The sequence below is a fragment of the Granulimonas faecalis genome (assembly GCF_022834715.1).
GTDB lineage: Bacteria > Actinomycetota > Coriobacteriia > Coriobacteriales > Atopobiaceae > Granulimonas > Granulimonas faecalis.
Genome location: NZ_BQKC01000001.1, coordinates 613,405 through 638,247, shown reverse-complemented (window position 1 = coordinate 638,247; position 24,843 = coordinate 613,405). Strand labels below are relative to the sequence as shown.

The 24,843-nt window shown below is 67.9% G+C and carries 16 protein-coding genes; 4 read left to right on the top strand and 12 right to left on the bottom strand.

What is annotated here, in order from left to right:
* The 8 genes from OR600_RS02895 to ssnA all read right to left on the bottom strand — a co-directional run bounded on the left by OR600_RS02895 (position 1) and on the right by ssnA (position 15,221).
* Positions 1-1,506 (bottom strand): ABC transporter ATP-binding protein, encoded by a 1,506-nt coding sequence (locus tag OR600_RS02895; protein ID WP_265590616.1) that lies wholly within the window; start codon positions 1,504-1,506, stop codon positions 1-3.
* Positions 1,507-1,727: 221 nt separating this feature from the next.
* A complete protein-coding gene (xdhA, locus tag OR600_RS02890; RefSeq protein WP_265590615.1) occupies positions 1,728-4,046 on the bottom strand; it encodes a xanthine dehydrogenase subunit XdhA in 2,319 nt (772 codons plus the stop codon).
* A gap of 213 nt (positions 4,047-4,259) precedes the next feature.
* Complete coding sequence (gene xdhC / locus OR600_RS02885) at positions 4,260-4,763, bottom strand: xanthine dehydrogenase subunit XdhC (protein WP_135978665.1); 504 nt, start codon at positions 4,761-4,763, stop codon at positions 4,260-4,262.
* The gene (xdhB, locus tag OR600_RS02880) at positions 4,754-5,644 is read right to left on the bottom strand and encodes a xanthine dehydrogenase subunit XdhB (protein WP_135978666.1); all 891 of its coding nucleotides are present in this window, start codon (positions 5,642-5,644) and stop codon (positions 4,754-4,756) included. The genes xdhC and xdhB overlap by 10 nt, the downstream gene beginning before the upstream one ends.
* 3 nt (positions 5,645-5,647) lie before the next feature.
* Positions 5,648-7,981 carry a xanthine dehydrogenase subunit XdhA gene (xdhA, locus tag OR600_RS02875; protein WP_135978667.1) on the bottom strand — a complete coding sequence of 778 codons (2,334 nt, stop codon included), beginning with the start codon at positions 7,979-7,981 and terminating at the stop codon, positions 5,648-5,650.
* 81 nt (positions 7,982-8,062) lie between these two features.
* Positions 8,063-10,729: a selenium-dependent xanthine dehydrogenase gene (gene xdh, locus OR600_RS02870; protein WP_204407046.1), complete on the bottom strand. Its 2,667-nt coding sequence runs from the start codon at positions 10,727-10,729 to the stop codon at positions 8,063-8,065.
* Positions 10,730-10,826: 97 nt separating this feature from the next.
* Positions 10,827-13,823 carry a putative selenate reductase subunit YgfK gene (gene ygfK / locus OR600_RS02865; RefSeq protein WP_265590614.1) on the bottom strand — a complete coding sequence of 999 codons (2,997 nt, stop codon included), beginning with the start codon at positions 13,821-13,823 and terminating at the stop codon, positions 10,827-10,829.
* A 54-nt stretch (positions 13,824-13,877) separates the two neighbouring features.
* Positions 13,878-15,221 carry a putative aminohydrolase SsnA gene (ssnA, locus tag OR600_RS02860; protein ID WP_135978670.1) on the bottom strand — a complete coding sequence of 448 codons (1,344 nt, stop codon included), beginning with the start codon at positions 15,219-15,221 and terminating at the stop codon, positions 13,878-13,880.
* A 449-nt stretch (positions 15,222-15,670) separates the two neighbouring features.
* On the opposite strand from ssnA, the gene OR600_RS02855 reads away from it, so the two are divergent.
* Positions 15,671-16,342 (top strand): helix-turn-helix transcriptional regulator, encoded by a 672-nt coding sequence (locus tag OR600_RS02855; RefSeq protein ID WP_251164049.1) that lies wholly within the window; start codon positions 15,671-15,673, stop codon positions 16,340-16,342.
* Positions 16,343-16,434: 92 nt separating this feature from the next.
* Here the strand turns inward: OR600_RS02855 and OR600_RS02850 are convergent, their stop codons facing one another.
* Positions 16,435-17,712: an amidohydrolase family protein gene (locus tag OR600_RS02850; RefSeq protein WP_135978672.1), complete on the bottom strand. Its 1,278-nt coding sequence runs from the start codon at positions 17,710-17,712 to the stop codon at positions 16,435-16,437.
* 70 nt (positions 17,713-17,782) lie between these two features.
* Positions 17,783-19,159, bottom strand: a complete 1,377-nt coding sequence (locus OR600_RS02845) for an NCS2 family permease (RefSeq protein ID WP_135978673.1) — start codon at positions 19,157-19,159, stop codon at positions 17,783-17,785.
* 461 nt (positions 19,160-19,620) lie between these two features.
* Here OR600_RS02845 and OR600_RS02840 point away from each other — a divergent pair, with 461 nt between their 5' ends.
* From OR600_RS02840 to OR600_RS02830, 3 genes are read left to right on the top strand one after another with little or no spacing between them, the layout of a single operon-like run.
* Positions 19,621-21,276: an ABC transporter permease gene (locus tag OR600_RS02840; RefSeq protein WP_135978674.1), complete on the top strand. Its 1,656-nt coding sequence runs from the start codon at positions 19,621-19,623 to the stop codon at positions 21,274-21,276.
* Between the two features lies 1 nt (position 21,277).
* Positions 21,278-22,231: an ABC transporter ATP-binding protein gene (locus OR600_RS02835; protein WP_135978675.1), complete on the top strand. Its 954-nt coding sequence runs from the start codon at positions 21,278-21,280 to the stop codon at positions 22,229-22,231.
* Positions 22,228-23,307, top strand: a complete 1,080-nt coding sequence (locus OR600_RS02830; RefSeq protein WP_265590613.1) for an ABC transporter substrate-binding protein — start codon at positions 22,228-22,230, stop codon at positions 23,305-23,307. Before OR600_RS02835 ends, OR600_RS02830 begins: the two co-directional genes overlap by 4 nt.
* A gap of 231 nt (positions 23,308-23,538) precedes the next feature.
* Here OR600_RS02830 and selD read toward each other — a convergent pair whose 3' ends face one another.
* Positions 23,539-24,591 (bottom strand): selenide, water dikinase SelD, encoded by a 1,053-nt coding sequence (selD, locus tag OR600_RS02825; RefSeq protein WP_135978677.1) that lies wholly within the window; start codon positions 24,589-24,591, stop codon positions 23,539-23,541.
* Between the two features lie 14 nt (positions 24,592-24,605).
* On the bottom strand, positions 24,606-24,842 hold the full coding sequence (locus OR600_RS02820) for a putative Se/S carrier protein (protein WP_204407306.1): 237 nt from the start codon (positions 24,840-24,842) through the stop codon (positions 24,606-24,608).
* Position 24,843 lies beyond the last annotated feature (1 nt).

The following is a 24,843-nucleotide window of genomic DNA, read 5'->3' as shown; positions in this document are numbered from 1 at the left end:
CTACTTTCCTGCCATCGCGAGGCTGATCTGGTCGATGGGCGGGTTGTCTCCTGGGTACTCGCCCATGATCTCGCCCTCGAACAGCACCGCGATGCGGTCGGAGAGCTTGAGGACCTCGTCGAAGTCGGCGGAGATGAGGAGCACCGCGCAGCCCTTGTCGCGCTGGGCCACGATGGAGTCGTGGATGAAGTTGGTGGCGCCGATGTCGAGGCCGCGGGTGGGGTACACCGCCACGAGCACCTCGGGGTCGCCGTCGAGCTCCCTGGCCAGGATCACCTTCTGCTGGTTGCCGCCGGAGAGGCTCCTCGCGGTCTGGTTGACCGAGGTGCAGCGGATGTCGTTCTCGGCGCGCTTGGTCTCGGCGAACTCCTGGATGGCGCCGGACTTGAGCCAGAGACCGTGGCCGAGGGAGAACCGGTCGGAGTCGGTCTCCTTGAGGATGAGGTTCTGGGCCACGGTCATGTCGCCCACGAGACCCATCTTGTTGCGGTCCTCGGGGATGTTGCCGAGGCCCTGGTCGATGAAGTCCTCCGGGGAGAACACGGCCACCTTCTCGCCGTTGCGCCACACCTCCCCCGACTCCGGCGCGATGAGCCCGGCCACGAGGGCCGCGACCTGGGACTGGCCGTTGCCGTCGATGCCGGCGATGCCCACGATCTCGCCGCTGTGCACCGTGAGGTCGACGTCCCTCAGGCCGCCGTGCTTCTCCTCGGGGTGGTAGGAGACCCCCTTGATCTCGAGGACCGGGCGCTCGCCCGCGACCTTCTCGTAGGTGCTCTCCACGTAGTGGTGGCCGATCATGAGGTCGGAGAGCTCCTGACCCGTGGTGTCGGCCATCTCGAGGGTCTCCACCGACTCGCCGGCGCGCAGCACCGTGACCCGGTCGGAGATGCGGGTGACCTCGCGCATCTTGTGGGAGATGAAGATGACCGACTTACCCTCGGCCGTGAGCGACCGCATGATCTCGAAGAGGCCCTCGACCTCCTGGTCGGTGAGGACGGCGGTGGGCTCGTCGAGGATGAGCAGCTCCGCACCGCGGTAGAGCACCTTGAGGATCTCGACGCGCTGCTGCATGCCGATGGACATCTCGCTCACGGGAAGGTCGAGGTCCACCTCGAGGCCGTAGCGCTCGGCCAGCTCCATGATGGCCTTCTTGTCCTTGGCCTCCTCGATGAGGGGCGACGGGTTGACCTTGGAGCCGAGGATGATGTTCTCGAAGCCCGTCATGGCCTCGATGAGCATGAAGTGCTGGTGCACCATGCCGATGCCGTGCTCGACGGCGACTGCCGGAGAGGTGATGTGGACCTCCTTGCCCCCCATGAAGATCCTGCCCTCCGTGGGCTGGTAGAGCCCGATGAGGATGTTCATGAGGGTGGACTTGCCCGCCCCGTTCTCTCCGAGGAGCGTGTGGACCTCGCCGCGCCTGATATCGAGGTTCACGCCGTGGTTGGCGTAGAACGTCCCGAAGCGCTTGCTGATCCCCTCCATCCGCAGCAGTTCTTCCATACGACCGCCTTTCTCGGGATGACGACGATCCGATGCCGGGCGTGGGCCGCGCCCGCGGTACAGGGAAAATAAGAGAACCCGTTGAAGTGCATCCCCTTATTTTCATTCCACCTTACACGCCCGTTCCCCAAACGTTCAGTTTGGTTCTGCGAACGGAAAATAAGGGGAAACCGAAGGGTACGGCCCACGCTTGTGCTATGGGCACACTATTTGGAAGAACGTCAGACCAGGCCGGCCTCCTTGAACCCCTCGAAGAGGCGCTGGGGCGTCATGGGGGCCTCGTAGAGCTTCACGCCCGTGGCGTCGAGGATGGCGTCGCGGATGGCCGGGGCGGCGGGGATGGCCGGCGGCTCCCCCAGGGACTTGTTGCCGAAGGGGCCCGTGGGGTCCCAGGTCTCCACGAACTCGGCCGTGAGGTCGGGCAGGTCGAGCATGGTGGGGATCTTGTAGTCGAGGAAGTTGTCGTTCAGGGTCCGGCCGGTGGCGGGGTCCTCGATGAGCTCCTCGAACAGGCCGAACCCCACGGACTGGGCGATGCCGCCGTGGACCTGGCCGGAGGCCGTGGCCGGGTTGATGATGCGTCCGGAGTCGTGGACCTGGACGACGTTCTTGACCTCCACCTTGCACAGGGGGACGTCCACCTCCACCTCCACGAAGCAGGCGCCGAGGCAGAAGGAGTTGAGGTCGGTCTGGGCCGTTCCCTCGGCGCTGATCTGCTGGGAGTCGGTGCGGGAGTAGTACGCGATGCAGGAGAGCTCGCCGAGGCCCATGAGGGGCTCGAGGTGGTCCCTGTCGGGGCCGCCCACGATCTGGCCGTCCACGAGGTCGAGGTTCTGGCCGTCTGGGATGAGGCCCGCGGCGTAGGCGAGGATCTTCTCCCGGAGCTGGGCGGCCACCTTCTTGATGGCGATGCCGGTGACGTAGGTCTGACGGCTGGCGTAGGCGCCGGCGCCGTAGGGGCTCACGTCGGTGTCCTGGGTGGACAGGATGTGCACCGCCTCAAAGGGCACGCCCACCGCGTCGGCGCACATCTGGCACATGACGGTGTCGCAGCCCTGGCCGATCTCGGTGGCGCCGAGCTCGAGCATGACCGAGCCGTCCTCGGCCAGCAGCATGCGGGCGCTGGCGGTCTCGAGCTCGAGGCCGGCGACGGAGCACTTGTAGCACAGGAGCGCCATGCCCACGCCGTGGCGCACGGGGCCGGTCTCGTCGGCGTAGAGGCGCCTCTTCTCGTCCCAACCGATGAGTTCCTTGCCCCGCTCGACGCACTCGGGCAGCCCGTTTGAGACGCAGACCAGGGGCGCCGGCCAGAACGGGTCGGAGTAACCGAGCTTGATGGCGTTGTTGAGACGGAACTCGGCGCCGTCCCAGCCCATGTCGTAGGCGATGTCGCTCATCATGCACTCGGCCGCCCAGGTACTCTCGGGCACGCCGTAGGCGCGCATGGCGCCGGCGGTGGACTGGTTGGAGTAGTAGGTGAGGGCCTTGGTGTAGCAGGCCTTCTCCTGACCCGAGTACATGTAGCGGAACGACCCCTGGCCGTTGGCGACGATGGCCTGGCCGTGGCTGGCGTAGCCGCCGGAGTTGGAGTAGCCCTCGCAGGAGCGGGCCACGAGGTTCATGTCGTCGTCCCAGCTGGCCTCGGCCACGAAGCGCTTGGGCTGGCGGGAGCGCGTGCAGGAGAAGACCTCCTCGCGGGTGAGCTCGAGCAGGACGCAGCGGCCGCCCACCTTCTTGCAGAGCCAGGCGTTGAGGGGCTCGTATAGCACGTCCTGCTTGTTGCCGAAGCCGCCGCCCACGCACGGCTTGATCACGCGGACGTCGCCCCAGGGAATCTCGAGGGCGAGGCCGATGGAGTGGCGGATGATGTGCGGGATCTGGGTGGAGGTGACGCAGACGATGCGCTTGCCCTCCATGTAGCAGTAGGACAGGCACGTCTCGATGTGGGCCTGCTGCTGGCGCGGCGTGGCCATGGTGTAGGAGCCGTGGTGCCACCGGGGGTCGGCGTGGATCTCCTCGATGGAGCCGTAGCCGGTGCCCTCGAGGTCGGTGCGAGTGTCCCACTCGGCATGGACGTTGCCGGGGCACTCCTCGTGGACGGGCGGGGCACCGGCCGGCGGGTTCACAGCGTCTTCGTAGTCGAAGATGATGGGGTACTCCTCATACTCCACCTCGATGAGCCTCACGGCCCTGTCGGCGGTCACGGAGTCCTCCGCGACGACGGCGGCGATGTTGTCGCCGTACTGGCGCACCCTGGCGTCGAGGATCTTGCGGTCCTCGATGTCGCCGCGGTGGGCCGGGTCGACCACCCACGGGTGGCCGGCGGTGTAGATCTGGTAGCTGGGCAGGTCGGTGTCGAAACAGGTCCAGACGCCCACCACGCCCGGAAGCCTCTCGGCCTTGGAGGTGTCGATGGACACCACCCGTCCCGAGGCGATGGTGGAGCGCACCACCTTGGCTACGAGGTGGGGGTTGGGTACGAGATCGGCCGTGAACTGGGCTCGGCCGGTGACCTTGTCGATGGCATCGACGCGCGTCACGCTTCTTCCTATGGCCATAGTTACCCCTTCGGGAAAACGTGAGTGTAGACGCGGGTGCTATGGCGGGAGTCCGAGGAGTATGCTCGAAGCTAAGGTACAGTCGGCCGAGAGGCGGGCCCTCGAGCCCTCCCGCCGGTCCCCTGTCTCCTTGCATTCCGTGCGGCGCCCCGCTCCCGCCAGGTCCTGGGGCGCCGCACGGTCACGTTCCGGGCGTCAGGCGGCGCCGCCGTCCTCCCCCACCATGCCGTTGACGAGGTTCACGGCCTTCTCAACAGCGGTGACGATGTTCTGGTAGCCGGTGCAGCGGCAGAGGTGCCCCGAGAGGGCCTTGCGGATCTCGTCGCGGGTGTAGGTCTTGCCGGAGCGCACGAGCTCCTCGGCCGACATGATGATGCCGGGGATGCAGAAGCCGCACTGGACGGCGAACTCGTCGATGAAGGCCTGCTGGACGGGGTCGAGGGTGCCGTCGGCGGCCTGGAGACCCTCGACGGTCTCGATGGTCTTGCCCTCGGCCCACGCGGTGAGGTAGAGGCAGGTGTCGGTGGCCACGCCGTCGATGAGGACGGTGCAGGCGCCGCACTCCCCCACCTCGCAGCCACGCTTGACGGAGGTGAGGCCGAGGCGGTCGTGCAGGGTGTCGAGAAGGCACTCGCGGACGTCGTAGCCCACCTGGACGGGCTTGCCGTTGACGGTGCAGCTCAGGATTCTCATTTCCATGATGCGCTGGAACCTCCCTTGTTGGCGGCGTTCACCAGAGCGCGCCGGGTCATCTCTTTGATCAGCTGCATGCGGAAGTCCTTGGAGGCGCGCCAGGAGTCGCGGGGGTGCAGGTCCTCCAGGGCGGCGTCGCCCACGACGGCAGCCGCCTCGGCCACGGTCTTGCCCCGGGCGGCGTCCTCGGCCGCCTTGGAACGGCACGGGTTGGGGCCGGCCACGCCGTAGGCGAAGCGGACGTCCTCGATGGTCTCATGGTCGGCGGCGAGCTTGACCAGGCAGCAGCACCCCATGGTGGCGATCTCCAGGGCGTTGCGCTTGCCGTACTTGATGTAGTCGCCGGTGAACCCCTCGTAATGGTCGCGGGGGATCTGGATGGAGACGAGCAGCTCGTTCTGCTCGCGCACGGTCTTGCCGGGACCCGCGTACCACTCCTCGATGGGCACCACGCGCTGGCCGTCGGGCCCCTCGAGCACCATCCTGGCGCCGAGGGCGAAGAGCGTGGAGGCGGTGTCTGCCGAGGTGATGCCGTTGGCCACGTTGCCGCCGATGGTGCCGGAGACGCGGAGCTGGGGGCCGCCGGGGGTGTCGCAGGCGTCGCAGAGCACCGGGATGCGCTCCTGGCAGATGGGGTCGCGGTTCACCGCCTGGAACCAGGTGATCGGGCCGATGCAGATGGTCTCGTCGTCGGTGAGGGTAACGCCCCAGAGCTCGTCTTTGAGCTCGTGGATGGACACCAGCTCCGTGGGGCCGAAGCGCCCCTCGCGGATCTGGACCAGGACGTCGGTGCCACCGGCGATCACCTTGGCCTCGGGGTGTTCGGTGAGGTGCCTCACGGCGTCTTGGACGCTCGTTGCCTCGTGGAAGTAGGTGATGTCATACATAGGTTAGATCAATCCCTCCTTCTTGAATCCCTCAAAGAGCCTTTGAGGGGTCATGGGCGCCTCGTAGAACTTGACGCCCGTGGCGTTGAGGATCGCATCGCGCACCGCGGGGGCGGCGGGGATGCACGGGCACTCGCCGAGCGCCTTGTTGCCGTAGGGGCCGGTGGGGTCGTAGGTCTCCACGAAGTCGGCCGTGAGGTCGGGCAGGTCCATCATGGTGGGGATCTTGTAGTCGAGCAGGTTGTTGTTGCGGATGGACCCGTCCTTGGGGTTGGTGAGCAGCTCCTCGGAGAGCGCCATGCCCACGGACTGGGCGATGCCGCCGTGGACCTGCTGCTCCGCGGTCTTGGGGTTGATGATCACGCCGGAGTCGTGCACCTCCACCACGTCGTTGACCGTGACCTTGGCCATGGGGATGTCCACGGTGAGGTCGACGAAGCAGGCGCCCATGGCGAACGTGTTCTCCTGGACGTTGATGCCGTCCTGGGCCTCGATCTGCTTGGCGTTGGTGGGGTGGTAGTACGACTGGATCGAGACCTCGCCGATGGTGGTCACCTCGTTTCCGGCGACGTCGTAGATGACGCCGTCGCGCATGTCGAAGGGGCCCTGGCGCTTGGGGTTGAGGAAAGCGGCGTAGTCGAGGATCTTCTCGCGCAGCTCCTCGGCCACCTTGCGGCAGGCGGTGCCGGCCACGTAGGTCTGGCGGCTGGCGTAGGCGCCGGAGTCGTAGGGCGTGACGTCGGTGTCCTGCTGGCTGACGATGTGGACCGTCTCGGTGGGCACGCCCACGGTCTCGGCGGCCATCTGGGAGAAGACGGTGTCGGCGCCCTGGCCGATCTCGGTGGCGCCCATCTGCAGCATGATGGAGCCGTCCTGGGCGAGGTGCATGCGGACGTTGGAGGTCTCGAGGGAGAGGCCGGCCACCGACGTCTTGTAGGAGAAGAGGGCCATGCCCACGCCGCGGCGCACGGGGCCGGTCTGGTCCTTGTAGGCGGCGCGCTTCTCGTCCCAGCCGATGAGCTCCTTGCCCTTGGCCACGCACTCGTCGATGCCGCGGGAGTAGCAGCAGAGGGGGCCGGGCCAGAACGGGTCCTTGTAGCCGAGCTCCATGAAGTTGTTGAGGCGGAACTCGGCGCCGTCCCAGCCCATGTCGTAGGCGATGTCGCTCATGAGCACCTCGGCCGCCCAGTTGCCCTCGGGCACGCCGTAGGCGCGCATGGCGCCGGCGCAGGTCTCGTTGGAGTAGAACGTGGTGGCCACGCCGTGGTGCGCCAGCTCCTTGGCGGAGTACTCCTGGCGGAACGAGTTGGCGGTGTTGGCCATGAGCGCGTGGCCGTGGGCGGCGTAGGAGCCCTGGTTGGACCAGCCCTCGAGGCTGCGGGCCTTGAGGTTCATGTCGTCGTCCCACGCGGCGTCGATGTGGCACTCCTTGGGCTGGCGGGAGCGCGTGTAGGCGAAGACCTCCTCGCGGGTGAGCTCGAGCAGCACGCAGCGGCCGCCCACCTTCTCGCAGAGCCAGGCGTTGAGGGGCTCGTAGAGGATGTCCTGCTTGTTGCCGAAGCCGCCGCCGATGTAGGGCTTGATCACGCGGATGTCGCCCCACGGGCGCCCGAGTGCCTGGGCCACGATGCGGCGGCAGATGTGGGGCAGCTGCGTGGAGGAGACCACCACGATGCGGTCGCCCTCGCCGTAGGCGAAGGAGAGGCAGAGCTCGATGTGGGCCTGGGACTGGCGCGGTGTCTTGACCTCGATGTGGGTGCGGTGCCACTGGGGGTCGTCGAGGATCTGCTCGACGGTCTCGTAGCCGCCCTGGACCTCGGTGCGGTTGTCCACGTGGGCGATGATGTTGTTGGGGCGCGCCTCGTGCAGCGGCGGGAAGTCCTCGGGACGGTCCACGGCCTCGAAGCGCGTGAGCTCGAGCGGGTACTCCTCGTACTCCACCTTGACGGCGCGCACGGCGCGGTCGGCCGCCACGGTGTCCTCGGCCACGACCGCGGCCACGACGTCGCCGTACTGGCGCACGCGCTGGGTGAGGATGTTGCGGTCCTGGATGTCCTGGTGGCCCGGGTCGCACGACCAGGGGTGGCCGGCGGTGCCGAAGGGCTGCTGGGGAAGGTCGGGGTCGAAGCAGGTGTAGACACCCACCACGCCGGGAATCTCTTCCGCCTCGCTGGTGTCGATGGACACCACGCGGCCGTTGCCGACGGTGGCGAGCACCATCTTGGCCACCAGGTGGTCCGTGGGCAGGAGGTCGTAGCAGTACTTGGCCCTGCCCGTGACCTTGTCGAAGGCGTCAACTCTCTTGAGCGGCCTTCCTACCTCCTTGAACTCCTTCATCGATCGACCTTCTTTCAAAAGATCTCCTGGCGCCTCCGGGGCTGGGGCCCCGGGGATGCGCGGTTTCCTGCCGACGCTCCCCTACTCGGCCTTCTTGGCGGCCTTCTTGGCGGCCATGGCGGCGGCGATCTGCTCGGGCGTCATCTTGGCGGCCTTCTTGGGCTTCCTAGCATAGGGGGTGTCCTCCATGGGGAGCTTGTTGCGGACCTTGCCGTCGCGGGCCATGTAGGCGCCGGCGATGGCCTGGGCCGTGGGAATGGAGCTGATCTCGCCGATGCCCTTGGCGCCGTAGGCGAAGGGCAGGAGCTCGTCCTTCTCGACGTAGATGGCGTGGATGTCGGGGATGCGGTCGGCCCTGAGCAGCCCCAGGGTGCCGTACTTGGCCGTGGGCACGCAGTCCTTGAGGGGGAAGTCCTCGGTGAGGCCGTAGCCCATGGACATGAGCACGCCGCCCTCGATCTGGCCCTGGATGGCGATGGGGTTGACCACCTTGCCGGAGTCGTGGGCCTGCCAGATCTGGTCGACGTAGCCCTCCTCGTCGAGGATGGCCACGGAGGTGGCGAACCCGTAGGCCACGTGGCTCTTGGGATAGGGCACGTCGGCGCCGAGCTTGTCGGTGGGGTCGAAGAACTCCTCGTAGTACTCGCGGCCCTCGAGGGCCGCGAGGTCGCCGCCGGCCGCGTCGAGGTCGGCCCGGAGGTCGGCGGCCACCATGCGCACGGCCTCGCCGGAGATGAGCGTCTGGCGCGAGCCGGAGGTGGTGCCGGAGTCGGGGCCGAGCTCGCTGCTCACGGGCATCATGCGCACCTTGTCCAGGGGCAGCCCCGACGCCTCGCAGGCCATCTGGGCGAAGACCGTCTTGCAGCCCTGGCCGATGTCGGAGGCCGCGCAGTAGACGCAGGCCACGCCGTCGCGGACCACGATGCGGGCGCGGCCCTTGTCGGGCAGGCCCACGCCCACGCCGGCGTTCTTCATGGCACACGCCACGCCCGCGTGGTCGGCGTTGGCCTCGTAGACGTCGCGCACGGCCTCGAGGGTCTCCTTGAGGGCGGTGGAGCAGTCGGCGATCTGGCCGTTGGGCAGCACCTTGCCGGGCTCGATGGCGTTGCGGTAACGGATCTCCCAGGGCGAGATGCCCACCTTCTCGGCGAGGAGGTCGAGGCAGACCTCGAGGGCGTACTCGGTCTGGCAGACGCCGAAGCCGCGGAAGGCGCCGGCGGGCGGGTTGTTGGTGTAGTAGCCGTAGCCGCGGATGTCGGTGTTCTGGTAGCAGTAGGGGCCCGGGGCGTGGGTGCAGGCGCGCTCGAGGACGGGACCGCAGAGCGACGCGTAGGCGCCGGTGTCGAAGTAGACGTCGCAGTCGAGGCCCACGAGGACGCCGTCGGCGTCGCAGCCCACGGTGAAGGTGGCCTCCATGGCATGGCGCTTGGGATGGAAGCGGATGGACTCGTCGCGGGTGAGCTTGGCCTTCACCGGACGGCCCACGGCGCGGGCCGCGAGGGCGGCCAGATGCTGCACGGAGACGTCCTCCTTGCCGCCGAAGCCGCCGCCCACAAGGGCGTTCTCCACCACCACGCGCTCGGGCTCGTCGTCCCACCCGAACATGTGGGCGACCTCCTTGCGGGTGTCGAAGACGCTCTGGTCGGTGGTGACGATGCGCACGCCACCCTCCGTGGGCCACGCCACGGCGCACTCGGGCTCGAGGAACGCATGCTCGGTGAAGGGCGTGGTGAAGCTCTCGGTGACGGTGTGGGCCGCCTCGGCGAGCGCCGCCTTGGCGTCGCCGCGGGTGATGTGGCGCTGCTGGCAGAGGTTGCCGCCCTCATGGATGGCGGGGGCGCCCTCGGCGGCGGCCTCATGCACGTTGCGGACGGGCTCGAGGACCTCGTACTCCACCCTGACGGCGCGCCTGCCCTCCTCGAGGGCGCGCTCGTTCTCCGCCACGACGAGGGCCACGGCGTCGCCCACGCAGCGAGTGACGTCGCCCTCGGCGATCATGACGTCCCAGTCCTGCTGGAGGTGGCCCACCTTGTTGACGGGGACGTCCTCGGCCGTGAGCACGGCGAGCACGCCGGGGACCTCGAGGGCATCAGAGGTGTCGATGGAGACCACACGGGCGCGGGGGTGCGGGGTGCGCAGGGCGCTGGCGTGGACCATGCCCTCCTCGTAGATATCGTCGGGGTACTGGCCGTAACCGAGCACCTTCTCGCGGACGTCCAGGCGGAAGGCGAGGTCGCCCACGCCGAAGCCGTCGGCGCCGTTCTCGAGGGCCTCGTCCACGGGGGCCTCGCCGCGCAGCACCGCCGCGGCCAGCTGGATGGCCTCGATGATCTTCTTGTAGCCGGTGCAGCGGCAGATGTTGTTCTTGATGGCCTTCTTGACGTCGTCCTCGGAGGGGTCCGGGTTGCCGTCGATGAGGGCCTTGGCCGCCATGACCATACCGGGCGTGCAGAAGCCGCACTGGACGGCGCCCTTGGCGCCGAAGGCGTAGACGAAGGCGTCCTTCTCGGCGTCGGTGAGGCCCTCGCAGGTGACGATGGTCTTGCCCTCGGCCTTGGCGGTGTTGAGCACGCAGGCCTTCTGGGCCTTGCCGTCGACGACGATGGTGCAGGTGCCGCAGGCTCCCTGGCTGCACCCGTCCTTGACGGAGGTGAGGTGCAGGTCGTCACGCAAGAAGCGCAACAGGGGCTTCTTCTCGGAGGTGCTCACCTGGCACCCGTTGACGGTGAAGGTGTAGACGTCTTCCACGGGACACTCCTTCCTACTGAAATATCTGTTCCCTTGAATTCCGGTCCCATGAGAAGGACCGTTCGACTATTTGAAGTCGAACGGTCCTCGTTCTCCCTTACCTGCAGAGGAGGTAGGCGTAGTCCCTCCGAACCGCCTGGATGGTCCTGCGGACCCCGTCGGGGAGCCCGCAGTCGCCGTCGTCGGGGTCGAAGACGGCCACCTGGCCGTCGAGGCGCACCTTCACGCCGCCGTCGACCTCGAGGAAGCCCTCGTTCTCGGAGTTCTCGAAGTCCTCCTCACCCCAGAACACCGTGAGCTTGTCCTTGTAGGGACGGCCCTCGGAGTAGGGGCAGAAGACCGCGCAGTTGCCGCACTCGTTGCACATGCCGTCAACATGGACGATCTGGCGCTGGCGCATGCCGGGCATGCGCACGGCGACGTTGGCCCGGTTGGGGCAGACCTCGACGCAGGCCTCGCACACCGTGGGGCACCCGAGGCAGCGGGTGGGGGTGCAGTGACCGCAGTCGTGGGCCACGTCGCCGCGGGTGGCCAGGGCGCGGCCGTACTCGGGGTCGATGTTCTGGGCCGACTGGCCGTTGAAGTCGCAGCCCGAGATAGACGCGGCGACCACGGCGGCGTCGGCGATGGCCTCCACGATGGTGGCCGGCCCACGGCGGGCGTCGCCGGAGACCCAGACGCCCTCGACGTTGCTGGCAAGGTTGGCGGACACGGCGGGGATGCCGCGGTCGGTGAGCTCCACGCCGGCCGACTCGAACAGGCCGCACTCGACCTTCTCGCCCACGGCAACGATGACGGAGGTGGCGGGCACCTCGACGGTCTCGCCCGTGGGCTCGGGACGGCGGCGTCCGGAGGCGTCGGGGGCGCCGAGGGCCATGACGTCGCAGGTGAGGCTGCCCTCGTGGAGCTTGCCCGGGCTCAGGAGTTCCATGAACTCCACACCGTCCTCGAGGGCGAACACAAGCTCCTCCTCCTCGGCGGGCATGTAGCGGCGGTTGCGGCGGTAGACGAGGCGCACGTTCTCGACGCCGGGGATGCGCTTGGCGGCACGGGCCACGTCCATGGCGGTGTTGCCGCCGCCGATGACCACGACGTCGGTGCCGAGGTCGAGGGTCTCCGGGGACTCCTTGGCCTGGGCCAGGAACTCCAGGGCGTCGAGCTCGCCACCCTCGGAGAGGACCTGGGGTGCGGGGGCCCAGGCGCCGGTGGCCACGACGACGTCGGTGAAGCCCTCGTCCTTGAGGGCGTCGACGGAGTCCACCTCCACGCCGCAGCGCACCTCGGCGCCGTAGGCCAGGCAGAGGTCGATGTCCTTCTGGATGTCCTCGTCGGCGATGCGGAAGCCGGGGATCACGTGGCGCACGACGCCGCCGAGGGACTCGGCGCGCTCGAAGATGGTGGCGGGGACACCGGCGCGGGTGAGGAAGCAGGCGCAGGCGAGGCCGGCGGGGCCGCCGCCGACGATGGCCACACGGCGGTCGGAGGACTTCTCGGTGGCGGCGAGGGCGGGGGCCACGGCGGCGAAGCCACGCTTGGCGGCCTCGAGCTTGGCCTCGCGGATGAGCACGTGGGCGTCGACGTAGTTGCGCATGCAGGCGTCGGTGCAGTGGTGCGGGCAGAGAGTGCCGGTCATGAAGGGCAGGGCGTTGCGCTCGAGGACAATGCGCAGGGCGTCGGCGTAGCGGCCCTCGTCCACGGCGCGGAGGTAGCCGGGGATGTCCTGGTGGATGGGGCAGTCGTGGCGGCACGGGGCCGTGAAGCAGTCGGTGATCGGCAGCTCGCCGGGGATGTGGCGCTCGGGCAGCGGCTTGATGGGCTTGCGGCATGCGTCGCCGTGGGCGGCCTCGTCGGCGAGCTCGGCGATGCGCTCGGGGTCGGCGCCGGTGAAGGCCTCGCCGGGCAGCTCGGTGAGCAGGCCCATTATCTGGGAGAGGCGCTCGTAGCCGCCGGGCTTGAGGATGGTGGTGGCCACGGTGACCGGCCAGATGCCGGCGGAGACCAGGTCGGCCATGTTGTGGGCGTCGGCGCCGCCGGAGTACGACATGCGCAGGGTGCCGTCAAAGCGCTCGGCGATCTTGGCGGCCAGGGCGATGGAGAGCGGGTAGAGGGAGCGGCCGCTCATGTACATCTCCTCGCTGGGGAGCTCGGAGCGGGTGACGTCGACCGGGAAGGTGTTGGTGAGCTTCACGCCGAACTCGAGGCCGCGCTCGTTGCAGAGGGCGCGCAGGCGCTCGATCATGGGAACGGCGTCGGCCCACTGAAGGTCCTCGACGAAGTGGTGGTCGTCGAAGGCGACGTAGTCGTAGCCCAGGCCGTCGAGGGTGGTGCGGGCGAACTCGTAGCCGAGGAGCGTGGGGTTGCACTTGACGTAGGTGTTGAGCCCCTTCTCGCAGATGAGGTGGGTGGCGATCTTCTCGATCTCGGCGGGTGGGCAGCCGTGGAGGGTGGACTCGGTGATGGAGGCGGAGACATGGGGCGTGATGGAGTCGACGAAGGCCTCGTCCACCACCTCGAACAGGTCGAGGTGGTCGCGGGTCCACGCGATGGCCTCCTTGAAGACCTCGGTGTCGGAGGCGTCCTTCATGCCCTCGATGTAGGCGTCGATCTTAGGGGTGGTGATGCCCTCGTAGTCGTAGCCCACGCTCATGTTGAAGACGAAGCCGTCGGGGTCGCCGAAGCCGAACTCGCGGGCGATGAGCTTGCAGGCCACCCAGGCCTTGACGTACTCGGCGAAGGCCTGGGGCACGGTGAGCTCGGTGGACCACTCGCAGTTGTAGGCCTCGTCGGACGCGAGGATGCAGGGCTTGGGGACGCAGGCGGAGAGCTCGGCTCCGTCCATCTTCTGCACGGTCTTGAGCTCGAAGAACCGGGCACCGCACACATAGCCGGCCACGAGGTTCTGGGCGAGCTGGGTGTTGGGGCCGGCGGCCATGCCGAAGGGGGTCTCGATGCGCTCGTCGAAGATGGGGAAGGCGCGCTCGGGGTCGCAGCGCACGACGCGCTGCTCGCCGAAGACGGTGCCCTTGGTGCGGTACTCGTCGAGGATCCAGGTCATGAGGTGGTCGAAGCCGATGGGGCGCATGATGTCGCTCATGGGTGTCCTATCTGTCGGGGCCGGGGGTTCCGGCCGCTTCCTTTGGGGTGAGGATCAGTACTGACGGTCGTTGAGGTCGCCCCAGAGGAGCTTCGACTGCTCGAGGGTCCAGGCGTTGATGGCCGCCTCGTCCACGTCCACGAACTCGCGGTCCTTGTAGACCACGCGGCCGTTGATGACGGTGGTGCGGCAGTTCTTGCCCATCATGCCGAAGAGCAAGTGGCCGTCGACGTTCTCCTCGGAGAACGGGGTGAAGACGTTGTAGTCGAAGACGGCCACGTCGGCGGCGGCGCCGGGGGCGAGCTTGCCCAGGGTACGGCCGAAGTACTTCTCGCCCATGGCGGGGTTGTTCTGGAACAACATGGCCATGGCCTCGCCCCAGGCGACGTTGGGCATGCCGGCGTTGTGGCGCTGGATGGCCACGAAGACCTTGAGACTCTCGAGCATGTCGTTGGTGTAGGCGTCCGTGCCCAGGCACACGGGGATGCCGCGGCGGAAGAACTCGAGAACCGGCGAGCAGCCCACGGCGTTGCCCATGTTGGACTCAGGGTTGTTGACGAGCCAGGTGCCGGTCTCCTTGACGATGTCCATCTCGGCCGGGGTGACGTGGATGCAGTGGCCGAGCATGGTCTTGGGACCGAGCAGGCCGTGGTTGAGCAGGCGCTCCACCGGACGCACGCCGTAGTGGTTCTCCAGGGAGTCGTAGACGTCGTTCATGCCCTCGGACACGTGGATGTGGAAGCCCGTGAGGCCGTCGTTGGCCTCGGCCATGAGGTCCATGGTCTCGTCGGAGAGGGTGAAGGTGGCGTGGCCGCCGAACATGGCGGCGATCATGGAGGAGTCCTCCTTGGCGCACCAGCGGGCGAAGTCGGCGTTCTCCTTGATGCCCTGGTCGCGCTTCTCGACGCCGTCGCGGTCTGAGACCTCGTAGCAGAGACAGGCGCGCATGCCGAGCTCGGCGCAGACGTCCTTGATGGCGAAGAGCGAGCCCGGGATCTCCTTGAAGCTGGCGTGGTGGTCGAAGATGCAGGTCACACCGTCGCGGATGGAGTCGAGGACCGTGGCATAGGCGCAGGCGCGGGTGCCGTCGAGGGTGAGGTGACGGTCGATGTTCCACCACTGCTGCTCGAGGTTCTCGAGGAAGTTGTGGGGGTCGCAGCCCTTGATGGCCAGGCCGCGGGCGAGGCCGGAGTAGATGTGCGTGTGGCAGTTGACCAGGCCCGGCATGATGACGCCGCCGTGGGCGTCGACGTAGTCGGCGCCGGGGTTGGCAGCCTTGAGGGCCGCCTCGTCGCCCACCTCGACGATGGTGTCCCCGTCGATGAGGACGGCCCCCTGCTCGAGGTAGGGGTTGGCGGCGTCGCGGGTGATGACCCTTCCGTTACCGATAAGCAGCATAGGGTGTCTCCTTGTGCCGTGTCGCAGATCAGCTACGACTAAAACAGACCGTGGCATGGGCCCTCTCATGCCCCGCCATCCGTGTTCGCCCCAAGGACAGGACCCGGACCGGATGTCCGGCCGTTCAGACAAAATACAGCTTGCGTTTTGGAGCCAAACTTTTTGTCTGTATCCCATCTTGGCATGAGAAGGAAGGGATGCCCCCGCGCTCTCGGCGTGCGGTCGATTTGCGGCGCAAGCGGAAGAAACCACCAGCGCCGGCGGCTGATTTTTACAGGGACCGTTCACCGTGGACCGGAAGGGCGGCGCCCTCCCCCACTCCCCTAATCATTACTTTTTTCCTTGTCCCCCGTTATTCCCTTGTGGGAATATCGACAAAAAACGAGGGGATACCGCCGCGGACCTCTATACTGTCTAACCATCGGGACCCCATGGTGGGAGGAGCATCCGTGACGTCAGCACGAATCGAGTTTCTGAGCCGCCTGGCCAAGGGCCTGGCCGCCCAGTTCGGCCCCAACTGCGAGGTGGTCATCCACGACCTCGAGGCCGCCGACCCCCAGCACACCGTGGTGGCCATCGAGAACGGCCACGTGAGCGGCCGCTTCATCGGGGACGGCCCCTCCAACGTGGTGCTCCAGTCGCTCAGCGGCGACCCACGGGCCCTCCAGGACCGCTACGCCTACATCACCCGCACCGAGGACGGCCGCATCCTGAAGTCGAGCACCGTCTTCTACCGCGACGACGACGGCAGGCCCACGGCCCTGCTCTCCATCAACTTCGACATCACGATGCTCGTGGCCGCCCAGAACTCCATCGGCACCCTCACCGCCCATGAGGCCTCGGCCGAGGAGAACGCCCCCACCATCCCCCACAACGTCTCCGACCTGCTCGACGACCTCATCGAGCAGAGCGTGCGCCTGGTGGGAAAGCCCGTGGCCCTCATGAACAAGGCCGAGCGCATCAAGGCCATCGGCTTTCTCAACGACTCCGGCGCCTTCCTGGTGCGCCAGTCCAGCCAGAAGGTGTGCTCCTACTTCGGCATCTCCAAGTACACCCTCTACAGCTACCTCGACGAGGCCAAGGCCGCGGCCGAGGGGGCCAAGGACGACGGGGGCCGCTGACCGCCCTCCCCGACCCACGCACATATATAAGAGAAGGGGGCCGCATCCGGTGGGATGCGGCCCCCTTCCATGGAAGGCGTCCGGGGCTAGCCCTAGAAGATCTGGCGCCCGGCGACGAACTTGGCGTCGACGCGGCCGCCGGCGTTGGCCTCGTAGCAGAAGCGCTCGAGGCGGTGCTGGGTGTCGAGGTCGACGGTGGAGCGGATGCCGGAGTCGTCGAGGACGAGGATGTCGGCCTCGAAGCCGGGCTCGAAGGTGCCCACCTTGCCGAAGAACGATCCTCCGCCCACGGTGGCGATGTAGATGGCCTCGGGAATGGTGATGGGCTTCAGCGACTCGTCCACGCAGCGCCAGCGCAGCTTGGACAGCGAGACCGTGTGGGCGATGGCCGAGAACATGGACAGGTGCGGGCCGCCGGCCACGTCGCTGCCCAGGGCCAGGTTCATGCCCAGGTCGAAGTACATGCGCACCGGGGCGATGCCGCTGGCCAGGTCGGCGTTGGACTCGGGGCAGAGCGCGATGTAGCAGCCGGTGCCCTTGAGGATCTCCACCTCGTTGGTGGTGGAGTAGACGCAGTGGGCCATGATGGACTTTGCCGGGCCCGCGAGCTGGCCGGTCTGCAGGTAGGTGTCGCCGTAGCACGAGGCCCAAGGGCAGAGCTCGGCCACCCAGTCGATCTCGGAGAGGTTCTCGGACAGGTGGCTCTGGAGCGGCACGTTCTGGGCCGCCTTGAGCTTGCCGATGCCCTCCATGAGCTCGTCGGTGCAGCTCGGGGTGAAGCGCGGGGTCAGGATGGGCTTGGTGTTCTCGTAGCGGTCGCGGGTGTCTGCCAGCCACTGCTCGGTGTCGGCCAGGGACTGGCGGGTGTCCTCCTCGAGGCCCGGGGCGCCGTTGCGGTCCATGTTGACCTTGCCCACGTAGCTCTTGAGACCGGTGGCCTCGAGCTTGTCCATGAGCATCTCGGTGGCAGGCACATGGAGCGTGCCGAAGACGATGGCACGGCAGGTCTCGGAGTTCTTGAGGTCGTCGACGAAGATGTCGTAGGCGCGCTCGGCGTAGTCGAGGTCGGCGTACTTGGCCTCCTCGGGGAAGGTGTAGGTGTTGAGCCAGTCGAGAAGCTCGAGGTCGAGACCGGTGCCGCGGAAGGCGTACTGGGGGGCGTGGACGTGGGCGTCCACGAGACCGGGCATCACGAGCATACCGGTCTTGTCGACGAGCTCGATGTCCGCGTACTCCGCGGGCAGCTCGGGGAACACACCGGCCACGAGGCCGTCGACGACCACCAGGTAGCCGTCCTTGACGGCGGCGAGCTCGGTGGGGCCGGCCGACCAGACGATGTCGCCCTTGATGGTGAAGGTCTTCTCTGCCATGGTGCTTCCTTTCCTTCACGGGGCCGTGCCCCCGCAGGGGCACGGCCTGTCGGAATCGCGCGGAGAACGGTTAGATGAAGAAGTACTTGATAATGAAGAGCACCGTGAGCACCCAGAGCAGGGGGCTTACCTTCTTGGCCTTGCCGGCGCAGGCGTTGATGAGTGTGTAGGAGATGATGCCCAGGAAGACGCCCTCGGCGATGGAGTAGAAGAAGGGCATGGCGGCCAGGGTGATGAAGGCGGGAACGCCCTCGGTGGGGTCGTCCCAGTCCACGGCGCAGCAGGCACCGATCATCAGGAAGCCGACGATGATGAGGGCGGGGGCGGTGGCGAAGCTCGGGATGGCCAGGAAGATGGGGCTGAGGAGCAGGGCGATGGCGAACATGACGGCACCGAAGACCGCGGTGAGGCCGGTGCGGCCGCCCTCGGCGACGCCGGCGTTGGATTCCACGGCCACACAGGTGGGGCTGGAGCCGATGAAGCCGGCGCAGATGGTGGTGACGGCCTCGGCCAGCAGGCCCTTGCCGATGCCGGGGATGTTGCCGTCCTCGTCGGCGAGGCCGGCCTTGGTGGCGGTGCCGATGAGGGTGCCCAGGGTGTCGAAGATGGAGGCGAACAGGATGGCGATGACGACGGCCACGAAGCCGACGGTGGCGAACTGCGTGAAGTCGGCCTGGAAGGCCACGGGGGCCAGGGACGGGACGGCGAGGCCGTTGGAGAAGTCGGGGAACAGGGTGAAGAAGCCGGCATCGGGGTTGGGGACGTAGACGCCGCAGACCTCGCAGATCATGCCGAGGACCCAGGTGGCCACGATGCCGATGAGGATGTTGCCCTTGACGTTCTTGGCCATGAGCACGGCGGTGATGATGACGCCCACGAGGGCGAGCAGGGCGCAGATGCCCAGGGTGGAGAAGGTGCCGTCCTGGACGGTACCGTTGAACGAGACCATGGAGACGTAGGTGGACTCGTTGGGTTGCAGCAGGCCGGAGCCCTTGAGGCCGATGATGGTGATGAACAGACCGATGCCGGCGGTGATGGCCTTCTTCAGGCCGAAGGGGATGGCGTCGGCGAGCAGGTCGCGCAGCTTGGTGAGGGAGATGATGGCGAAGACGATTCCCTCGACGATGACGGCGGCCAGGGAGACCTGCCAGGAGTAGCCCATGCCCACCACGATGGTGTAGGTGAAGTAGGCGTTGAGGCCCATGGACGGCACCAGCAGGAACGGGAAGTTGGTCAGGAACGCCATGAGCAGCGAGCCGATGATGCAGATAAGGCACGACGCGGTGAACACGGCACCGTGGTCCATGCCGGCGTCGGCCAGCACGGAGGGGTTGACGGCCAGGACGTAGGCCACCGTCACGAAGGTGGTGAGGCCGGCGATGAACTCCGTCTTGACGTTGGTTCCACGCTCCTTGAGGTGGAACAGGGAGTCGAGCTTCTCTTCCATTGCGCTTCCAATCAGGGTGGGTAGCTGACTTGCTTGCAGCCCCTCTCCCGAGGACATTCGCTAGAGCGCACAAGGACGCGCCGTCCTGGGAGCCGTCCATCACCTCCATACAGGGGACTGCAGACCGGGTGACCGAGGGCAGGGTCCGGTCCTCGATGACCGAACTCTTTGTTAGTGCATATGCCTTTCGGTTTGCCCCATAGTCGGTCCCTTACACCCAACGGACGGACGCCATCCGGATGGACGGTCCCTTATTGTCGCCAAATGGTATATCTGATTATCCATTGAAAATCGATTGAAATCCATCTGACATGGCCGGACCACGGCATCCCTACCGTCGACGCGGGAAGGCACACCGTTGACCCAGCAGAAATATAACGAGGGAGTCTCGGTGGGTGGTCTTGGGGTATGACAGACAGGATCCTCTTGACATACCGACCCACCCGCCCGGAGAGACCCCTGTGACAGCCACCCCTCCCGACAACGCGACCCTGAGACGACGCCACCGGCTCCAGGCGGTGGGGGCCGACGGGGCCCTGGCCCTGACCGTGGCCCTCGTGGCGGTGTTCTGCGCATGGCCCATCGTGGCGATGCTCGCGAGGAGCCTCGACGGGGGGCCTGCCGCGGCGGCGGCACGCTTTGCCAAGGTCCTGGGCGACTCGTCACCCCTGATCGCGAACTCGCTGTTCTGCGGCATGCTCGCCGCCGCCCTTTCCTGCGCCGTGGCCCTGGCGGTGGCCGTGGTGGGTGCCTTCGGGCCTCGCCGGCTGGGCACGGCCGCCCGCGGCGCCGCGCTGCTGTCCATGGTATCGCCCCCGTTTCTCGCGTCCCTCGCCTACATCCAGCTCTTCGGCCGGCGGGGCCTGGTGACCCATGGGCTGCTCGGCCTGTCGTGCGACCCCTACGGCTGGCTCGGCATCGTGGTGATGCAGGGGCTCTTCTTCTGCGCCGTGAACGTGATGCTGCTGCAGGCGAGCATCTCCCGCATCGACCGACGCCTCATGGCCGCCGCCGCCGACCTGGGGGCGTCGGGCACCCGGGTGTTCCTCGACGTGGTGATGCCGCTGGTGCGCCCCACCCTTGCCGCCTGCTTCCTGCTCACATTCGTGCGCTCCGTCTCCGACTACGGCACCCCCGTGGTGATCGGCGGGGCCTTCGAGACCGTGGCCTCCCGCATCTACGTGCAGCTCACCGGCTACGGCGACCTGGCCGGGGCGGCCGTGCTCAACATCTGCCTCCTGGCGTGCGCCGTGGCAGCCTACGGGGCACGCCGGCACCTGGACGCCAAGGCCGAGCGGCTGGTGGCGGGCACCATGGGCGAGGGCGACGCCGGCACCTGGCGGCTCACGGGCCCCGCGGCGGCCGTGCTCTCCTGCGTGGCCTGCGCCTTCGCCGCCTTCGTGGCCGTGCTCTACCTCGCCATCGTGCGCTGTGCCTTCGTGCGGGGCATGGGCTGGGGGGCGCCCTTCACCCTGGAGAACTTCCGGCACCTGGTCGACTTCGACCTGGCGCCCCTCGGCCGCGGCATGGCCTACGGCGCCCTCGCCGCCCTCGTCGGCTGCGCCCTGGGGGCGGCGGTGGCCTACTTCTGCCACCGCAGGCACGTCGCCGGCTCGCCCCTCCTCTCGTTCGCCGCCGCCATGCCCTACATGCTGCCGGGCACCTGCCTCGGCCTCGGCTACATCCTCTCGTTCAACTCGGGCCCCCTCAAGCTCACCGGGACGGGCGCCGTCATCGTGGCCGTGCTCGCCGCGAGGCAGCTCACCGTCTCGGTGGACGCCTTTTCCAACGCCCTCGGCCAGGTGCCCCGGGACCTCGACCGGGCCGCGGCCGACCTGGGGGCGGGCGAGCTCACCTGCTTCTCCTCCGTGCTCTGGCCCAACCTGCGCGAGGCGGTGGCCGTGAGCCTGCTCAACGGGTTCTCGAGCGCCATGATGGCCTACGGCGCCGTGGTGTTCCTCGTGGCCCCCAGCACCAAGACCGGTATCGTCCAGCTCTTCGACGCGCTCTCGGGCGGCCGCTACGGCTACGCCGCCGCCATCGCCGTCGTGCTCATCGCCATCACCCTCGCCGTGGACCTGGTCTCATGGCGTCTGGCGGGAAGGGGGCGTCGCTGAGATGTTCCTCCAGATCGAAGGACTCACCAAGCGCTACGGCGACACCGCCGTGGTGGACGCCATGGACCTCGGGGTGGAGCGGGGGACCATCTGCTGCCTGCTCGGCCCCTCGGGCTGCGGCAAGACCACGACCCTGCGCATGGTGGGCGGCTACCTCGCCCCGGACGCGGGGACCGTCGAGGTGGACGGCACCGACATCGTCGGGCTGCCCCCCGAGGAGCGGCCCGTCTCCACGGTGTTCCAGTCCTACGCGCTCTTCCCCCACATGACGGTCCTCGAGAACGTGGCCTACGGGCTCAAGTGCCACGGCATGGACCGCACCGCACGCCGCGCCGAGGCACGGTCCATGCTCGCCTCGGTGGCCATGGGGGAGCTGGCCGACGCCTACCCGGCCCAGCTCTCCGGCGGTCAGCAGCAGCGCGTGGCCCTCGCCCGCTCCCTGGTGCTCAAACCCAAGGTGCTCCTGCTCGACGAACCCCTGAGCAACCTCGACACGGGCCTCAGGGAGGCCATGCGCCGCGAGATCCGCACCATCCAGCGCGACTTCGACCTCACCATGCTCTTTGTCACCCACGACCAGCGGGAGGCCATGGCCCTCGGCGACACGGTGGCCGTCATGGACGGGGGCAGGATCCTGCAGCAGGGCACCCCGGAGGAGGTCTACCTCCACCCCGCCGACGAGTTCTGCGCCCGGTTCCTCGGCCCGGTGAACGAGCTGCCCGGCCCGGACGGCCCCGTGTTCGCCCGCATCGAGGACGTGGCCGTGGTCGACCGCGGCCCGTGGGAGGGCACCGTGGAGTCGTGCACCTTCCTCGGCGACGAGCTCTCCTACACGGTGTCGGTCTCAGGGCACCCCATCACCATCCGGTCGCAAAACCGGGAGCACCTCACCGTGGGCTCTTCCGTGTTTCTCGACATAGCCCATAGGCTCACATGGAAAGGAACAGCGTCATGAAGCTCAACCTCTCGAGAAGGTCGTTCATCGGTGCGGCCGCAGCCCTCGTGCCCGCCGCGGCCCTGGCCGGATGCAACGGCACCTCCTCGGACGACGGCTCCTCCTCCGACCAGGGGGGCGCCTCCTCGGACAAGACCCTCCAGGTGGTGTGCACCAACGAGTCGTACAAGGCCCTGTTCGACATGTTCACCGAGGACAAGGGCATGCCCGTGGAGTTCGTCTCCATGTCGAGCGGCGACGTGCTCTCCAAGCTCCGGGCCGAGGGGGGCACCCCCAGCGCCGACCTGTGGTTCGGCGGCGGCATCGACTCGTTCATGGCCGCGGCCGCCGACGGCCTGCTCGAGGCCGTGGACTTCCCGGACGCCGACAGGTTCGCCGAGGGCTTCAAGAGCCCCGACAACTACTGGTTCTCCAAGGGCGTCACGGTGGTGGGCTTCATCGCCAACGACGACCTGCTCAAGGAGGTCGGCGCCTCCTCCCCCGCCGCCTGGACCGACCTGGTGAAGACCGAGTACAAGGACGAGATCGTCATGAGCTCGCCCGCCGTCTCCGGCACCAACTATGCCGCCGTGGCCGCCATCCTGCAGACCATGGGCGAGACCGACGGCTGGAAGTACCTCGAGGAGCTCAACGCCAACATCCCCTTCTACACCAAGCGCGGCAGCGACCCGGCCACCCGCGTCTCCCAGGGAGAGATCGCCGTGGGCATCACCTACCTCGACCGCACCCTGGACGACCTGCTCACCGACGGCATCCACACCATCCAGCCCACGGACGGCATGCCCTACATGCCCGACGGCGTGGCCGCCTTCAAGGGTGCCGCCAACGTGGACGGCGCCAAAGAGTTCATCGAGTGGCTCTTCTCCAGCGGCGAGAACCTCAAGGAGCTGGCCGCCATCGACAAGAAGAACACCATCAAGCTCTGCATCCCGTCCCTCGAGGGCGTGGAGCTGGACTTCGACGAGAAGGCCCTCATGAAGGAGGATATCTCGCAGTTCGGTGAGATACGCGACGCTGTCCTGGAGAAGTGGGACCAGATGACGAGCGGCAAGGAGGTCCAGGAGGGCTCGAAGTAGGGCCGCACCCCAAACCCCCTCGCCGCAAAGGGCCCCTCGACGAGCGAACGTCCGCTCGCCGAGGGGCCCTCCATTTGACGCCTGATGTGACAGCGGTGCCTGGCCCATCTGTCACTTCGCATGTTGCGATATCTATCGGTAGGGTCGAGGCGCCCGCCAGGCCGGCGGTGCGCCTCGACCCCGCCGTGGGACAAAAGTGCCCGGGTGTTGGGACAGGTGCCGGGACGGCGGTCAGCGCACGCGGATGCGTGGGGCGCCCTCCCCTGCCGCCACCATACGGCCCACGGCGCAGGCCGCCAGGACGCGCCCGTCGGCCGTCAGGGTCGCCACGAAGGCATCCGCCTCCTCGGCGGGCACGGCGAACAGCAGGCCGCCCGAGGTCTCGGGGGTGAAGAGCAGGTCGAGTAGGGCGAGCTCGGTGTCTCCGCCGTCCACGTAGTCCGCGGCGAAGTGGCGGTTGCGGTAGGTGCCGGCGGGCAGCAGGCCCAGCCTCGCCGCCTCCAGGGCGCCGGGCAGCACGTCGAAGGCGCCGGCGTCCACCTCGCAGGCGAGGCCGGCCCCCTGGGCCATCTCCAGCAGATGCCCCATGACGCCGAAGCCTGTGACGTCGGTGGCGGCGTCCACGGTGAAGCCGCCCTCAAGGGCCACGTCGTGGGGCCAGCGGTTGAGGCGCATCATGGCCTCCTCAGCGAGCGACAGCTGCTCGGGCGTGGCGAGGCCGCCCTTGGCGGCGGTCACCACGATGCCGATACCCAGGGGCTTGGTGTAGACGAGGACGTCTCCCTCCCGGGCACCGGCGTTGGTCCACATGGAGCCCGGTTCCACGAAGCCGGTGACGGACAGGCCGTACTTGGGCTCCTCGTCGTAGATGGAATGGCCGCCCACGATGGAGGCGCCGGCCTCGTAGACCTTCTCGTAGCCGCCGCGGAGGATCTGGTGCACCACGTCTTTGGGCATGTCCTCGGGGACGGCCATGATGTTGAGGGCCACCTTGGGCTCGCCGCCCATGGCCCAGACGTCGGAGAGGGCGTTGGCGGCGGCGATGGCGCCATAGGTGTAGGGGTCGTCGGCGATGGGCGGGAAGAAGTCGAGCGTCTCCACGATGGCGAGGTCCTCGGAGACCCTGTACACCGCGGCGTCGTCGCTCTTGTCGAAGCCCACAAGCAGGTTGGGGTCGCGGCGCACGTCGAGGCCCTCCAGGAGCCTGGCGAGCTCGCCGGCACCCACCTTGGCGCCGCACCCCGCGCACTCCGCGAGCTTGGTGAGCTTGATCGGCTGGGTCATGGTTCTTCCCTTCTCTAGAGCTCGAGCTCCTGGATGCTCTCTATGGCGAACCTCCCTCGGGCCACGGCCTCGAAGGCCCCGCGGTCGGCCGGGTCCATGGACCAGGAGAGCCCGCAGGTGGCGCGCACGGCCACCGGCGTGGGGATGAGCCTGCCGGCGATGCCGGCCCCCTTGCAGAGGGCCTCCGCCTCCACGGCGTCGTGGGTGGAGGCGAAGGTCGCCACGGCCCTGAGCCTCTTGCGCCTGCCCATG